The 14828-nt window shown below is 65.0% G+C and carries 12 protein-coding genes and 2 tRNA genes; 9 read left to right on the top strand and 5 right to left on the bottom strand.

All coding sequences use genetic code 11. The features are described 5' to 3' along the window. The first annotated feature begins 134 nt into the window (after positions 1-134). The 6 genes from soxB (at position 135) to G568_RS0107190 (ending at position 5302) form a co-directional block, all read left to right on the top strand. Positions 135-1832, top strand: coding sequence for a thiosulfohydrolase SoxB (gene soxB, locus G568_RS0107215; protein WP_026757398.1), 1698 nt, complete (start codon positions 135-137; stop codon positions 1830-1832). A 122-nt stretch (positions 1833-1954) separates the two neighbouring features. After that, entirely contained in the window at positions 1955-3226 is a 1272-nt protein-coding gene (gene soxC / locus G568_RS0107210; RefSeq protein WP_026757397.1) for a sulfite dehydrogenase, read from the top strand. After that, complete coding sequence (locus tag G568_RS0107205; RefSeq protein WP_026757396.1) at positions 3210-4397, top strand: c-type cytochrome; 1188 nt, start codon at positions 3210-3212, stop codon at positions 4395-4397. Before soxC ends, G568_RS0107205 begins: the two co-directional genes overlap by 17 nt. Before the next feature lie 240 nt (positions 4398-4637). After that, positions 4638-4714 (top strand) — tRNA-Asp (locus G568_RS0107200). Between the two features lie 261 nt (positions 4715-4975). Further along, positions 4976-5052: transfer RNA gene (locus tag G568_RS0107195), tRNA-Asp, on the top strand. A gap of 31 nt (positions 5053-5083) precedes the next feature. Further along, positions 5084-5302, top strand: a complete 219-nt coding sequence (locus tag G568_RS0107190; protein WP_026757395.1) for a hypothetical protein — start codon at positions 5084-5086, stop codon at positions 5300-5302. A 244-nt stretch (positions 5303-5546) separates the two neighbouring features. On the opposite strand, the gene G568_RS0107185 is transcribed toward G568_RS0107190, so the two are convergent. Both G568_RS0107185 and G568_RS0107180 read right to left on the bottom strand, forming a co-directional pair. Next, the gene (locus G568_RS0107185; RefSeq protein WP_026757394.1) at positions 5547-6431 is read right to left on the bottom strand and encodes an alpha/beta fold hydrolase; all 885 of its coding nucleotides are present in this window, start codon (positions 6429-6431) and stop codon (positions 5547-5549) included. Further along, positions 6428-7801, bottom strand: coding sequence for a M20/M25/M40 family metallo-hydrolase (locus G568_RS0107180; RefSeq protein WP_026757393.1), 1374 nt, complete (start codon positions 7799-7801; stop codon positions 6428-6430). Before G568_RS0107180 ends, G568_RS0107185 begins: the two co-directional genes overlap by 4 nt. 238 nt (positions 7802-8039) lie before the next feature. On the opposite strand from G568_RS0107180, the gene hemA reads away from it, so the two are divergent. The 3 genes from hemA (at position 8040) to ispG (ending at position 11845) form a co-directional block, all read left to right on the top strand. After that, complete coding sequence (gene hemA / locus G568_RS0107170; RefSeq protein WP_026757392.1) at positions 8040-9263, top strand: 5-aminolevulinate synthase; 1224 nt, start codon at positions 8040-8042, stop codon at positions 9261-9263. A 113-nt stretch (positions 9264-9376) separates the two neighbouring features. Further along, entirely contained in the window at positions 9377-10633 is a 1257-nt protein-coding gene (locus G568_RS0107165) for a helix-turn-helix domain-containing protein (protein WP_026757391.1), read from the top strand. A gap of 81 nt (positions 10634-10714) precedes the next feature. Continuing rightward, the gene (ispG, locus tag G568_RS0107160; RefSeq protein WP_026757390.1) at positions 10715-11845 is read left to right on the top strand and encodes a flavodoxin-dependent (E)-4-hydroxy-3-methylbut-2-enyl-diphosphate synthase; all 1131 of its coding nucleotides are present in this window, start codon (positions 10715-10717) and stop codon (positions 11843-11845) included. Positions 11846-12019: 174 nt separating this feature from the next. Here ispG and G568_RS0107155 read toward each other — a convergent pair whose 3' ends face one another. Genes G568_RS0107155 through G568_RS0107145 form a run of 3 tightly spaced genes read right to left on the bottom strand, consistent with a single transcriptional unit; the run spans position 12020 to position 14657 of the window. Further along, a complete protein-coding gene (locus tag G568_RS0107155) occupies positions 12020-12559 on the bottom strand; it encodes a YbbN family protein (protein ID WP_245582897.1) in 540 nt (179 codons plus the stop codon). 4 nt (positions 12560-12563) lie between these two features. After that, on the bottom strand, positions 12564-13313 hold the full coding sequence (locus G568_RS0107150; RefSeq protein WP_026757388.1) for a DsbA family protein: 750 nt from the start codon (positions 13311-13313) through the stop codon (positions 12564-12566). 3 nt (positions 13314-13316) lie between these two features. Next, on the bottom strand, positions 13317-14657 hold the full coding sequence (locus G568_RS0107145) for a M48 family metalloprotease (RefSeq protein WP_026757387.1): 1341 nt from the start codon (positions 14655-14657) through the stop codon (positions 13317-13319). Positions 14658-14828 lie beyond the last annotated feature (171 nt).

Raw genomic sequence — 14828 nt, 5'->3', positions numbered from 1 at the left:
GGGCGGGTCGCTGCCCCCGGCATTCCGCCGGCGCAACGTGGCGCGCGGCGTTACAAAAGCCCTTCCAAGGCGCCGCGATGTGACGCCGGGGCAGGGACTGTCGATAATCTGCTATACTAGTTGGAGCACGAGACATGATCTCACGCCGCGATTTTCTTCAGGTCAGCATGGCGGCTTCCGCCCTTTATGGCGCCTCCGGGTTCGGCCAGTGGGGGCGCTTGGCCGCGCAACAGAAGCTGACGCAGGATCAATTGCTGGATTTCGATACCTTCGGAAATGTCTCGCTGATCCACATCACCGACATCCACGCGCAGCTCAAGCCGATCTATTTCCGCGAGCCCGAGATCAACCTCGGTGTCGGCCCCAACAAGGGCGAAGTGCCCCACGTCACCGGCGCCGATTTCCGCCGGCTCTACGGTATCGACGACGGCAGCCCCTCGCATTACGCGCTGACCTACAATGACTTCACCGCCCTGGCGCGCGAATATGGCCGGGTTGGCGGGCTGGACCGCGTGGCGACCGTGATCAACGCGATCCGCGCAGACCGCCCCGATGCGCTGCTGCTGGATGGTGGCGATACCTGGCACGGCTCCTATACCTGCTACAAGACCGAAGGGCAGGACATGGTCAACGTGATGAACGCGCTCAAGCCAGACGCGATGACCTTCCATTGGGAGTTCACCCTCGGGCAGGACCGCGTGCGCGACATCGTGGCCGACCTGCCTTTCGCCGCGCTTGGCCAGAACATCTTTGACAAGATGTGGGACGAGCCCGCGGCCGAGTTCCCCCCCTACAAGTTCTTTGAACGCGGCGGCACCAAGATCGCCGTGATCGGGCAGGCGTTTCCCTACATGCCGATCGCCAATCCCGGCTGGATGTTCCCCGACTACAGTTTCGGCATCCGCGACGAGAACATGCAAGCGATCGTGGACGAGGTCCGCTCAAAGGGCGCAGAGCTGGTCGTGTGCCTTAGCCATAACGGCTTTGACGTGGACAAGAAGATGGCCGGTATCGTGTCCGGCATCGACGTGATCCTGTCCGGCCACACCCACGATGCCCTGCCCGAGCCGGTGCTGGTGGGCGACACCATCATCGTCGCCAGCGGCTCCAACGGCAAATTCGTCAGCCGCGTCGATCTGGACGTGCGCGACGGGCAGATGATGGGCTTCCGCCACAAGCTGATCCCGATCTTCTCGGACGTGATCGAGCCGGACAAGGACGTCACCGCCGTGATCGACGCACAGCGCGCACCCTTCAAGGCCGAACTGGAAGAGGTGATCGGCAAGACCGACAGCCTTCTGTACCGCAGGGGCAACTTCAACGGCACCTGGGATGACCTGATCTGTGATGCCCTGATTTCCGAGCGCGAGGCGGATATCGCCATGTCCCCCGGCGTCCGTTGGGGCCCCAGCATCCTGCCGGGGCAGGACATCACCCGCGAGGATATCTTCAACGTCACCTCGATGACCTACGGCAAGGCGTACCGCACCGAGATGACCGGCGAATTCATCAAGGTCGTGCTCGAGGACGTGGGCGACAACCTGTTCAACCCCGACCCCTACTACCAGCAGGGCGGCGATATGGTGCGCGTCGGCGGTCTGGGCTACCGGATCGACATTTCCAAAAAGCAGGGAGAGCGCATCAGCGACCTGACCCTGCTGAGCACCGGTGAACAGATCGACCCGTCGAAGAACTACGTCGTCGCCGGCTGGGCCAGCGTCAATGAAGGCACCGAAGGGCCGCAGATCTGGGATGTGGTCGAAAGCCATATCCGCAAGCAGGGTACCGTTTCGGTCGCACCGAACGACAGTGTCAAGGTGTCAGGCACGTAATCGCGGGCGGCCGCCCGTTTTGAACCCCGGTAAGGGGCCTTGTGCTCTGGTCCGGATGGGAATTGCTCGACCCATCAAATTCATGTAAACGAATTTGATGATCTGATAGGAGGCAAAGACAGATGACGGTCAGCTTCAATGGCAAAAAGCCCTCGCGGCGCGCCGTGCTCAAGGGGGCGCTGGCAGCGGGGGGCGCGGTGGCCGGGGCCACCATGGCACGGGCCGCGGGCCCCGATCCGCTGATTACGCAAACGCAGCCCTGGGCGCAGGGCCTGGGCGAGGGGGTGGATGCCACGCCCTACGGCCTGCCGATCCGGTTTGAATCGGACGTGGTGCGGCGCAACGTGGAATGGCTCACCGCCGACACGATCAGCTCGATCAACTTCACGCCGATCCACGCGCTTGATGGCACCATCACGCCGCAGGGCTGCGCGTTCGAACGGCACCACTCCGGCGCGATCGAGCTACGCAAGGAAGATTACCGCCTGATGATCAACGGGCTGGTCGATACGCCGCTGGTCTTTACCTACGAGGACCTGGAGCGGTTCCCGCGCGTCAACCGCGTGCATTTCTGCGAATGCGCGGCCAACACCGGCATGGAATGGGCCGGCGCGCAGCTTAACGGCGCGCAGTTCACCCACGGAATGATCCACAACATGGAATATTCCGGCGTCCCCCTTGGCACCCTGCTGAAAGAGGCCGGCGTTCAGACCGAGGGCAAATGGGTCTATGTCGAGGGCGCCGATGCGTCGTCGAACGGGCGCTCGATCCCGCTGGAAAAGGCGATGGAAGACGTGCTCGTGGCGTTCAAGGCCAACGGCGAGGCCCTGCGCAAGGAACACGGATACCCCGTGCGCCTGGTCGTGCCGGGCTGGGAAGGCAACATGTGGGTCAAGTGGCTCCGCCGGGTCGAGGTTACCGATGGCCCCGTGGAAAGCCGCGAGGAAACCAGCAAGTACACCGACACCCTGGCCGATGGCACCTCGCGCAAGTGGACATGGGTGATGGACGCCAAATCGGTCGTCACCTCGCCCTCGCCGCAATCGCCCATCACGCACGGCCACGGGCCGCTGGTGATCACCGGGCTGGCCTGGTCCGGCCACGGAAAGATCACCCGCGTCGACGTGACCGTCGATGGCGGCAAGACCTGGCAGCAGGCGCGCCTTGCCGCCGATCCGCAGGACAAGGCGGTGACGCGTTTCTACCTCGACCACGTCTGGAATGGCGAGGAAATGCTGCTCCAGTCGCGCGCTATGGATGAAACCGGCTACGTTCAGCCGACCAAGGACGCCCTGCGCGACGTGCGCGGCGAAAACTCGATCTATCACAACAACTGCATTCAGACCTGGTGGGTCAAGTCCGACGGGGAGGCCGAAAATGTCGAAATCTCTTAAGCTATACGGCACGCTCACCGTCGCGGCGGTGGCCATGCTGACCGGCGCCTACAACTTCGCCGATCGCAACGTCGTTCCCATGCCCGAAGGCGCCGACACCCTGGTGCAGGCCGAGGGGAACATCGACTCGATGCTGATCGCTGCGGCCCATGCCAGCGATGCCAAGGCTGATGGTGCGTTCGGCCTGGGCCGTCCCGCGCTCCCTGAAGAGATCGCGGCATGGAACCTTGATGTCAGCCCCGATGGCACCGGCCTTCCCGAAGGGTCGGGCGACGTGATGACCGGCGAGGAATTGTTCGTCGAAAACTGCGCGGTCTGCCATGGCGATTTCGCCGAAGGTGTCGGCAACTGGCCCGCGCTTGCCGGGGGCGAAGGGACGCTGGCCGACAAGGACCCGGTGAAAACAGTCGGCTCTTACTGGCCGCACCTGTCCACCGCGTGGGATTATGTGCATCGCTCGATGCCCTATGGAAACGCGCAGTCGCTGGAGACGGACGAGGTCTATGCCATCGTCGCCTACATCCTCTACTCGAACTACATCGTCGAGGACGACTTCGTTCTGTCGAACGAGAACTTCCTCGAGGTCGAGATGCCCAATGCCGACGGCTTCATCATCGATGACCGCCCCGAGACGGAATACGGGCGTTTCTCGGAGGAGCCTTGCATGGAAAACTGCAAGGACGAGGTCGAGATAACCATGCGCGCCGCGGTTCTGGACGTGACCCCCGAAGAAGAGGGCGCCACGAGCGAGGAAGAGGCCACCGCACCCGCCACGGACGAGGCCACGGACGAGGCCGCCGCGGAGACGGATGCCGCAGACGAGGCCCCTGCTGAGGAGGCCGCGCTCGACCCCGACCTGGTCGCCGAGGGCGAGAAGGTGTTCCGCAAGTGCAAGGCCTGCCACATGGTCGGCGAGGGCGCCAAGAACCGCACCGGCCCGCAGCTCAATGGCGTGATGGGGCGGCAGATGGCTGCGGTCGATGGGTTCCGCTACTCCGCGACGCTGGAGGACATGGGCGAGGCCGGCCAAGCCTGGGATGAAGAGGCGCTCGCCGCCTTCCTCGCCAAGCCGCGCGATTACGTGAAGGGCACCAAGATGGCCTTCCCCGGCCTGCGCAAGGACGACGACATCGCGGCCGTGACCGAGTACCTCAAGTCGTTTTCGCAATAAACCAAAGGCGGCGGGGCCGGGGAAACCGGCCTCCCGCGCGACACTGGCCTTAAAAACCAGTACCCCGGGGCGCGCCGCATGGCCGGTGCGCCCCTTTGTTTTCGCCGTGCCCGCAGGTCCGATCCGATGCATCGAAAAAAGTTCCCGGGCGGTGTCGTTTTGCCCGATCCTGTGCTTGACGGCGTCCCGCCGCGCGCCTAAACACCCTTCACGGCCGGGGCGACCCGGTTCGTGCAGCGGGCGGTTGTAGCTCAGTTGGTTAGAGTGCCGGCCTGTCACGCCGGAGGTCGCGGGTTCGAGCCCCGTCAACCGCGCCATCGCTGCACAGACAAAATCCACTGACAAAACCCCATGAAATCCACCGGATACGTTCCAACGTGCGAATCGCGGGTTAACGGTCGGGATTCGTTGACTTATTCGATATCGGCCCTACGGCGGTATAGCGTCGGTATCGCGTCGGTGCCCGATCTGGCCCCGCGCGGGATGAACGCACCGCGCGGTGGGGGCCTGGGGCGGGGGCAAGCCCTTGCCATTTCTCGATTGACGGCATGCGCGGGCTGGCTTAAGAGGCGCGGTACGCGGTTGTAGCTCAGCTGGTTAGAGTGCCGGCCTGTCACGCCGGAGGTCGCGGGTTCGAGCCCCGTCAACCGCGCCATTCACTTTCCGACAATGTCCAAGGGTGACAGATGGGCAAGGCGCTGGACGATATTCCATGGCTGATCGTGCTGCTGCTTTGCGCGACGCTTGGCCTCGCGCCGTTCGTGCCGGCTCCGCATATCTGGGAAAAGCTGGGGATGCTGATTGGCGGCGAGTTGCGCCGTGCGATCGACGTTTTCGATTTGGTCCTGCACGCTGCGCCCTTTGCCCTTTTGGCGGCCAAGGGCGTGCGGACGTGGCGCGGGTGATGGTGTTGAGCGGTTATCTCATATAGCGCCGCGCGCGGAATCAAGGCCGCAGGCCGCCGCGCATCGCCGGGCCGCCCGACCGGCGCGGCGATTTGGTTGACACCTGCGCTATGCGCCGAGGTTGTTCGGGTTTGGCAGGCATAAAATGCCCCACACCAGCGTGAGATCGCCGCACCACGCCCCGGCGATGCGCGGCTCCTTCAACGGTAGCAACAGGCCAGATCGCCAGCGGGCGTTATGTGCCTCATGCGGCGGACGACTGCCCGCCCAGGAAATCCAGAAGCGCGGCCGTTGTTTCCTCGGGCGCGCTGTCGGGGAAGAAATGGCCGCCCGGGATCGCCTGCGTGCGCACGTCCGTGCATCGCTCGGCCCATGTCGCGTTCATGTCGTAGGCCCGCGCCATCACCCCGTCCGCGCCGTAAAGCGCCAGCGCCGGGCAGTGCACCTTTGCCTTGAGGTCGGCGCCGTCGTCGGCCATGTCATGCACCAGCGCCGCGCGGTAATCGTTGCACATGCCCCGGATCGTATCCCGGTCGCGCCATGCCGCGCGGTAAGCCGACAGCTGACGCGGATCGAAATCCGACAGCGCCGCCGCGCCCCAACCCAGCAGGCAGGATTCGTAGAAATAATCCGGGTCCGCCGCGATCAGGGTTTCGGGAAACGGCTCTGGCTGGGCCAGGAAAAACCAGTGGTAATAGGCGGTTGCCACCTCCTGCGTCAGGTCCGACAGCAGCAGGTGCGTGGGCACGATATCCATCACCGTGAGGGTGCGCACCCGCCCCGGCGCATCCAGCGCCATCCGGTGCGAGCAGCGGGCACCGCGATCGTGGCCGACCAGGTCGAACCGCTCGAACCCCAGATCACGCATCAGCGTCAGCATTTCCTCGCCCATCCGGCGAAAGCTGTAATCGGCGACTGCGCTTGGCTTCCACGATGCGCCGTAGCCGCGCAGATCGGCGCACACCACGGTGCGCCCCGCCGCCAGCAGCGCCGGCGCGATCCGGGCCCACATCGCGCGGGTTTGCGGGAACCCGTGCAGCAGCAGGACGGGCGGCCCGGTGCCGGCGATGCTATAGGCCACATCGCCGCCCACCGGGCGCGCGACGCCGTGGGTGAACCCGTCGATCATCCGGTGATCGCGTCCAGGATGCGCGCCCAGCTTCGGATGCCCTTGTGAAAGCTGCGCATGTCGTATTTCTCGTTCGGCGAATGGATCTGGTCATCATCCTTGCCGAAGCCGATCAGCAATGCGTCGGTGCCCAGGATGTCCTTGAAATACCCCGCGATCGGGATTGATCCGCCCATGCCGGCGAACACCGCCTCGTTGGGCCATTCCGCGCTCAGCGCCTGGCGAGCCTGCTCGAACGCGGGGTGGTCGATCGACATCTGGCTGGCTGGCGATCCCTTGCCGTTGGGGAATTCGACAGTGCAATCGTCCGGCAGCTGTGAGTGCACGTAGTCCACGAAGGTGCGGTGGATCTTGTCGGGGTCTTGCTGTCCTACCAAGCGAAAGCTGATCTTGGCGGAGGCCTGCGAGGGCAGGACCGTCTTGAACCCGTCGCCGGTATAGCCGCCCCAGATGCCGTTGACATCGCAGGTCGGGCGCGACCAAAGCATTTCCAGCGGCGTGCGGGCCTGTTCGCCCGCCGGCAGGCTCAGCCCGACAGCGCCCAGGAATTCGGCGTGGTTGAATCCCAGGCCGTCCCACTGTGCGCGCACTTCCTCGGGCAGCTCGGGCACATCGTCGTAGAACCCCGGCAGGGTGATGCGGCCGGTGACGTCATGCAGCCCCGTGATGATCCTAGACAGGACACGGATCGGGTTCATCGCCAGCCCGCCATAGAGGCCCGAGTGCAAATCCTTGCTGGGGCCGGTGATGACGATTTCCTCGGCCAGCAGCCCCCGCAACTGAGTCGCGATCGACGGCGTGTTGTGATCATAAAGGCCCGTGTCACAGATCAGCGCGATATCCGATTTCAACTCTTCCGCGTTTTCGCGCATGAACGGCACCAGCGAAGGCGAGCCCGATTCCTCCTCGCCCTCAAGGAAGAACGTGATCCGGCAGGGCAGGGTGCCATGCACCGCTTGCCACGCGCGGCAGGCCTCGACAAAGGTCATCAACTGCCCCTTGTCGTCCGACGCGCCGCGCCCGCGGATCACGCGGCCCTTGTCGGTCTCTTCCACCGCCGGATCGAACGGGTCGCGATCCCACAGCTCCAGCGGATCGACCGGCTGCACGTCGTAATGCCCATAGAACAGGACGTGCGGCCCGTCGCCATCGATATGTCCCACCACCATGGGGTGACCTGGGGTAGGGCGCTTTTCCGCTTTGATCCCAAGGGTTTGCAGGTCTTTCACCAACCAGTCGGCCGCGGCATCGCAATCCGCCTTGTAGGCGGGATCGGTCGATACCGACGGGATGCGCAGCAACTCCATCAACCGGTCGGTCGCGTCGGGCAGATCTGCATCGATTCGGGCAAGAACGTCGTCGAGTGACAAGGCGGGATTCCTTTTCAATGTTTCCCCCCAAGCGTAGCAGTGCCGCCGCCACTGTCCAGCCCGCCGTCGCGATGTTGACATGGGTCAAGGTCAGCGGCAGCGGCAATTTGTAACGTGGTATATATTGGATATGAAACGTATATCCGTAAAAATTTGAATGTATGCACCTGAAGGTGTTTCCGCGTGGGGGTTGTTTGGTGTAGAAACGACTGCGGGAAGAGAGGAAAAGGATACGCGCATGGACTATTCGGCCAAGCTGGACCAAGCGATCGACCAGCTTCATGAAGAAGGGCGCTATCGCACCTTTATCGATATCGAGCGCCGCAATGGCAGCTACCCGCATGCCCGTTGGCTGCACCCCGATGGCGGTGAGCGGCAGATCACCGTGTGGTGCGGCAACGACTACCTCGGCATGGGGCAGCATCCGGTCGTCCTTGAGGCGATGCATGCCGCGCTGGAGGCCACCGGCGCAGGGTCGGGCGGCACGCGCAATATCTCCGGCACCACGATCTATCACAAGCAGCTTGAGGCCGAGTTGGCCGATCTGCATGGCAAGGAGGCGGCGCTGCTGTTCACCTCGGCCTATATCGCCAACGATGCCACCCTCTCGACCCTGCCCAAGCTGTTTCCGGGGCTGATCATCTATTCCGACGCGCTCAACCACGCGTCGATGATCGAAGGGGTGCGCCGCAATGGTGGGGCCAAGCGGATCTTCCGCCACAACGACGTGGAGCACCTGCGCGAGCTGTTGGCCGCCGACGATCCCGACGCGCCGAAGCTGATCGCGTTCGAATCCGTCTATTCCATGGATGGCGATTTCGGCCCCATCGAGCAAATTTGCGATCTGGCCGACGAGTTTGGCGCGCTGACCTATATCGACGAGGTGCACGCCGTGGGCATGTACGGCCCGCGCGGCGGCGGTGTGACGGAACGCGACCGCCTTGCGCACCGGATCGACATCATCAACGGCACCCTTGCCAAGGCCTATGGCGTGCATGGCGGCTACATAGCGGCCAGCGCGAAAATGTGCGACGCCATAAGGTCTTATGCGCCAGGCTTCATCTTTACCACGTCGATCCCGCCGGCCGTCGCCGCCGGGGCCGCGGCCAGTGTTGCGCATCTCAAGCGCGACCAGGATCGCCGCGATCAGCACCAGACGCAGGCGAAGATCCTCAAGACACGGCTCAAGGGGATGGGCCTTCCGATCATCGATCACGGCTCGCATATCGTGCCGGTGATCGTCGGAAATCCGGTCCATACCAAGCAGTTGTCGGATATGCTCTTGGACGATTACGGCATCTACGTGCAGCCCATCAACTACCCCACCGTCCCGCGCGGAACCGAGCGGCTGCGCTTCACGCCCTCGCCGGTGCATGGGCCCAACGAGATGGACAAGCTCGTACGCGCTATGGATGAACTTTGGGGCCAATGTGCGCTGAATCGTGCCGAATTGGCCGGCTAAGCCTTTAGGGGGCTGTGAAAAAAAATTACGCTGTGTTAATCTGACAACAAATCACGGGACGTAGCGAATCTTCGTTGAATTGGCGCGTCTTAGGGCAGAATGGGGCAGCGAGCATGATCCGTCGAAGGTTTTCCCGCAAGACGCAGGAAGATTTCGTTGAGCCTAAAGGCTTCGACGCATTCGAACTTCGCCTCGGGGACGTCATGCGCGGCGAACGCGCCACGATGGGTAAATCGCTGCTGGATGTCCAACGCGAATTGCGGATCAAGGCCGCCTATATCGCCGCGATCGAGAACGCCGACCCTTCCGCTTTTGATACGCCCGGGTTTATCGCAGGCTACGTGCGCTCTTATGCGCGCTACCTGGAAATGGATCCGGAACGGGCTTTTGACGCGTTCTGCGCCGAAAGCGGGTTCACCACCGCGCATGGCATGTCGTCCGAGGCATCGACCGTGCGCAAGGCGCCGATCTCGACCCGTTTGGCGGCTGAGCGTGACCCCTTCGCCGATGGCGCCACGCCTTTCGCCCATGTCAGCGATTCGATGATCGGCCGGATCGAGCCGCGCGCGATCGGCTCCCTGCTGGTGCTGGTCGGCCTGATCGCCACGCTTGGCTATGGCGGCTGGAGCGTCGTGCAAGAGGTTCAGCGCGTCCAGATCGAACCGGTCGAAAACAGCCCCGAGGTTCTGGCCGATCTCGACCCGCTGCAAGAGCAGCAGGATACCGCCGGTCCCGCGCAGCCGGACATGAAGAAGATGGCCGATAGCGGTCGCTCGGACAAGGACGAGGCGCTTGATCGGCTGTACCGGCCGCAGGCGCTTGATGTGCCGGTGATGGTGGCGCGCGATGGCCCCATCGCCACGCTGGAGCCCGGCGCGCGCGGCAACTTCACACAACTCGAGTCCGGGCCCGCCTCGGACCCGGCGCGGATGCAGCTTGCCGTCGCCGAGGCCCTGAAAAAGGCCGACATTGCCCCCGGCGCGGGCCAGCCGCCCAGCCCCAAGGTCGTCGAAGATCCGGCGCCGAAGATCGAAATGGTCGCCGTTCGCCCCGCCTGGGTCAGGGTGCGCTCCAGCGATGGCACGGTTGTCTTCGAGGGCATCATGAACGCCGGCGACCGCTACACCGTGCCCGCGACCGAACAGGCGCCCAGCCTCAGGGTCGGCGAATCCGGCGCGATTTACTTCGCCGTGAACGGCGAGCACTACGGCCCCGCCGGCGAAAGCGGCACCATCACCAAGAACCTGGCGCTGGCCGCAGACACCCTGACGGACCGCTATGATCGCGCGGACCCCGCGCAGGACCGCGATCTTGCCCGCATGGTGGCCGAGCTGCGCGCGGAAGACGACGCCGCCCCCGCGCAAGAGTGATCGCACCCCCGTTGCGGGCACCTGCGCAGAGGTCTATCTGTTCCCCTGACAGTTGCCAGTTTTCACGCGAAGGGAACACCCATGTCGCTCAATCCGGTGCGCCCGTGGCGCAACATCTACCGCCGTAAAAGCCGCCAGATCCAGGTCGGCAACGTGCCCGTGGGGGGGGATGCGCCGATCTCGGTGCAGACCATGACCAACACCGACACCCGCGACGTGGCCGCAACCGTGGCGCAGGTGCAGGCCGCCGCGGATGTGGGGGCGGATATCGTGCGCGTCTCGGTCCCGGATGAGGCCAGCGCCCGCGCCCTGAAGGACATCGTGCGCGAAAGCCCGGTGCCCATCGTCGCCGACATCCACTTTCACTACAGACGCGGGATCGAGGCGGCCGAGGCTGGCGCCGCCTGCCTGCGGATCAACCCCGGCAATATCGGCAGCCCCGACCGCGTGCGCGAGGTGATATCCGCCGCCCGCGATCACGGCTGTTCGATCCGCATCGGTGTCAACGCCGGCAGCCTTGAGCGTCATCTTCTTGAAAAATATGGTGAACCTTGCCCCGACGCGATGATCGAATCCGGGCTTGAGCATATTCGCATCCTGCAGGATAACGACTTTCACGAGTTCAAGATCTCGGTCAAGGCGTCGGATGTGTTCATGGCCGCCGCCGCCTACCAGGGGTTGGCCGAGGCCACGGATGCCCCCATTCACCTTGGCATCACCGAGGCGGGCGGCCTGACCTCCGGCACGATCAAGAGCGCGATCGGTCTGGGCAACCTGCTGTGGATGGGGATCGGCGATACCGTCCGCGTCAGCCTCAGCGCCGATCCGGTGGAGGAGGTCAAGGTTGGTTACGAGATCCTGAAATCCCTCGGGCTGCGCCACCGCGGCGTCAACATCATCTCGTGCCCGTCCTGCGCGCGGCAGGGGTTCGACGTGATCAAGACGGTCGAGACCCTTGAACAGCGGCTTGAGCACATCAAGACCCCGATGAGCCTGTCGATCATCGGCTGCGTCGTGAACGGGCCGGGCGAGGCCCTGATGACCGATGTCGGCTTTACCGGCGGCGGGGCAGGGGCCGGCATGGTCTACCTCGCGGGCGCGCAAAGCCACAAGATGTCCAACGATCAGATGATCGACCACATCGTCGAGCAGGTCGAGAAGCGCGCCGCCGAGATCGAGGCAGGCGAGGCCGCCCCGAAAGCCGCCGAATAAAGCGGAGTGGCTGCGCCACGCAGGACGCGTTGATTGGGGGCGCTGCCCCCGTCGCCTGCGGCGCCTCCCCCGGGATATTTAAGGCCAGAAGATGCATGCAGGCCGCTTTGCGCTTCATCTTGCCCGAAATACTCCCGCCGGAGGCTCCCGGCCTATGGGCCTATGCGCAAGGGGTTAGTCCTGTGCGCGCGCCTCGCGGATGTAGCGCTTGAGCACGATCGCCGGCATGTGCCCGCGCAGCATCCGGTCGCGCATCACGTAGGAGGGCGCGCTGTCGAGGCCGAGCTTTGCTGCCAGCTCGGCATGTTCGTCCATGTCAAAGAGCGCCACTCGTACCCCGGTCTTGCTGGTCAGCTTGCGCAGCTCTGCCTCGGCTTGCTTGCAGGGCGCGCAGCCGCCGCGCGTGAACAGCGCGATCGTCGCGCGTTGCCCGGCGGGGCCAAAGCCCTGTTGCGTGGGGGCAAAGAGCCGGGCGGACAGCCCCGCGATGGTATCGAGATCGCGCGCCACCGCGTCGCGGTAGATGTCTGCCGGGGCGGGCGGCGCGTTCAGGGCACGCGCGACGATCTCGGGCTCAGCGGTCAGCACTTTCGCGATCTCGGCGCCCAGGATTTCGCGTGACGCGTCATCGAGCGCACCGGCCGTGGCGGCAGGCGCGGCCAGCAGGCACATCGCCGCCGCCGCGCCGCGGCACGTTTTGCCGCCCGCGTGCATTGCCTTACTGGTCCTTTCGGATCTGCGCCGCGATCTGGCGCATCTTGTCCAGTGGCACGTAACCGCGCAGCATCTGCTCGCCCATCACGAAGGTCGGTGTGCCGGTGATCTGCAGCCGGCTGGCCAGTTGGTGGTTGCGCGAGATCACCTCGGTCACCGCGTCACTGTCCATCCGTTCCAGGATCGGCGCGGCCTCCAGCCCCAGGTCGCCCGCGATACGGGTCAGTGCATCGCGCCCGATCTCGCCCTTGAACTTGATCAGGGTGTCATGCGCCTTCTCGTAGGCCGCGTCGCCTTCAAGCTGCAGCACCGCGATCGCAAAGCGCGAGGCGATCACCGATTGATCGCCCAGGATCGGGAATTCCTTGACGATGATGCGGATGTTGCCGTCGCTTTCGATCAACTCGCTCACCTCGGGCGCCGCCTTGCGGCAGTAGCCGCAGCGGTAATCCATGAACTCGACCAGGGTCAGATCGCCATCGGGGTTGCCGCCCACCCATGACGCGTCGTCCTCAAAGAGGGCCTCGGCGTTGGTTGCGATCATCTGCGCGTCGCTTTGCGCCTTTTGCGCGTTCTGGCGCTGCTCAAGGATTGCGACGGCCTCCATGATCACCTCGGGGTTGTCCAGGAGGTAGGCGCGGATTTCCTCGCGGAGCGCGCTGCGCTCGCTCTGGTTCATGTCGGTCAGGTCAAGGGCACTGGCCGGACCGGCAAGCGCGATCGCGGCGGCTGCTGCGGCTAAAAGGGCTTTCATGGGTTATCTCCGTTTATCAAGTTCGGCCTCAGCCGCAGAGATCACATCCTGCGCCCGAAGCCAAGCAGAGGAGCCGCGCGGCAGTAGGCCTTCGGCGCGGCTGGCGTTAAGCTCGGCATCCTTGAACCGCCCCACGAGGGCGTAACGCTCGGCGGTGACCAGCGATGCCATGCCGGTCTGATTTAGGCGCGCATAGGCGGTGGCCAGGTCGCGCAGCATCCGCGGGTTGCGGAAATCGCGCCGCCGGGCGCGCTCGAGGATCTCGCGCGCCTCATCGGGGCGGTCCGCCGCCAACAGCGCCCGGCCCAGCCCGGCCATCACCATGGCGTTTTCCGGCGCCAATTCGACGGCACGTTCATACGCGCGCACCGCCGGGGCCATGCGGCGGCTTTCCAACAGGATCTGGCCGCGCAATTCATGTACGAACGGGTCTTGCGGGCGCATCGCGGCCAATTCATCCGCCGCCGCGATGGCGCGCACGGTGTCGGGCATCTGGTGATAGGCGACCGCCTTGCGCATCAACGCGATGTCGCGCGTTCGGCTGCCCTCCACGCGCGGCAGGGTCCAGCCCGGCGCGCGCAGATACGCCGACAGCTTGCCGGTGGCGCGCGCGAACCAGTACTCGGCGCTGTCGTCGGGCGTGGCGGTTTGCCCCTCCAGCGCGGCGATCTGTGCCTTGATCGCGCGCTGCCGGTCGCGGGTCAGGGGGTGGGTGCGCGCGTACGGATCCTGGCGCCCCTGGCTGAGCACCTCCTGGCCGCGAAACAGGTCCATCACGCGGGTGAACCCTTCGGGCGGGACGCCCGCGCGGGACATGTAGCGCAGGCCCGAGGTGTCGGCGGCGCTTTCCTCGGCGCGGGTGTGCGACATGAACACCCGCTCGGCCGATCCGGCCATGCCCATGCCAAGGCCCGCCGCCGCGCTGCCCGCCGCGCCGGAGGCCGCCGCCACCGCCGCCAGCGCGATGCCAAGGCCGGTTACGGTGCTGGCCATGCCCGCGTTGACGCCACGCCGCAGGATGTGGCCGTTGGCGATATGCGCCGCCTCGTGCGCGATCACCGATTGCAGCATCGCAGCGTCCTTCATCCGCAACAGCATGCCCGAATGGATGAAGATATGCTGGTTATCCAGCACGAACGCGTTGAGCGAGGAATCGCGGATCACCAGCACCCGCACCTGCCCCGGCGCCAGCCCTGCCGCGTTGAGGACCGGGCGCGCCAGCTTCGATAGGGCATGTTCCATCCCTGCGTCGCGGATCAGGGTCACCGCGTGCGCAACCTGCGCCGGCCACGCCAGCGCCACCGCGACAAGGGTCGTGGCACAGAGCCTTGGAATTGCGCGCATCGCAGGGGGCCTCGCGGTCAGGAAATCGCAACGTCCCGCGCAGCATAGGAACAAACCAAGGCCCGCTTCAAGCAGGCCCTGCGCCGTTGGCGTGATTGTGATGGCAATCTCCCGCCGATGGCGCGGGAGGCGTGCATTGCCCCGCCGCTTGCGATACTGTCGCCGAAACAT

The sequence above is a fragment of the Sediminimonas qiaohouensis DSM 21189 genome (assembly GCF_000423645.1).
Taxonomy (GTDB): domain Bacteria; phylum Pseudomonadota; class Alphaproteobacteria; order Rhodobacterales; family Rhodobacteraceae; genus Sediminimonas; species Sediminimonas qiaohouensis.
This window is presented reverse-complemented; position numbering and strand designations above follow the sequence as displayed.

Excerpts from the sequence above, each read along its gene's own strand:
- G568_RS0107185 (WP_026757394.1), bottom strand. The coding sequence starts at position 6,431 with ATGATCGACGGGTTCACCCACGGCGTCGCGCGCCCGGTGGGCGGCGAT.
- G568_RS0107165 (WP_026757391.1), top strand. The coding sequence starts at position 9,377 with ATGATCCGTCGAAGGTTTTCCCGCAAGACGCAGGAAGATTTCGTTGAG.
- soxB (WP_026757398.1), top strand. The coding sequence starts at position 135 with ATGATCTCACGCCGCGATTTTCTTCAGGTCAGCATGGCGGCTTCCGCC.
- hemA (WP_026757392.1), top strand. The coding sequence starts at position 8,040 with ATGGACTATTCGGCCAAGCTGGACCAAGCGATCGACCAGCTTCATGAA.
- G568_RS0107155 (WP_245582897.1), bottom strand. The coding sequence starts at position 12,559 with ATGCACGCGGGCGGCAAAACGTGCCGCGGCGCGGCGGCGGCGATGTGC.
- G568_RS0107150 (WP_026757388.1), bottom strand. The coding sequence starts at position 13,313 with ATGAAAGCCCTTTTAGCCGCAGCAGCCGCCGCGATCGCGCTTGCCGGT.
- ispG (WP_026757390.1), top strand. The coding sequence starts at position 10,715 with ATGTCGCTCAATCCGGTGCGCCCGTGGCGCAACATCTACCGCCGTAAA.
- soxC (WP_026757397.1), top strand. The coding sequence starts at position 1,955 with ATGACGGTCAGCTTCAATGGCAAAAAGCCCTCGCGGCGCGCCGTGCTC.
- G568_RS0107205 (WP_026757396.1), top strand. The coding sequence starts at position 3,210 with ATGTCGAAATCTCTTAAGCTATACGGCACGCTCACCGTCGCGGCGGTG.
- G568_RS0107190 (WP_026757395.1), top strand. The coding sequence starts at position 5,084 with ATGGGCAAGGCGCTGGACGATATTCCATGGCTGATCGTGCTGCTGCTT.
- G568_RS0107145 (WP_026757387.1), bottom strand. The coding sequence starts at position 14,657 with ATGCGCGCAATTCCAAGGCTCTGTGCCACGACCCTTGTCGCGGTGGCG.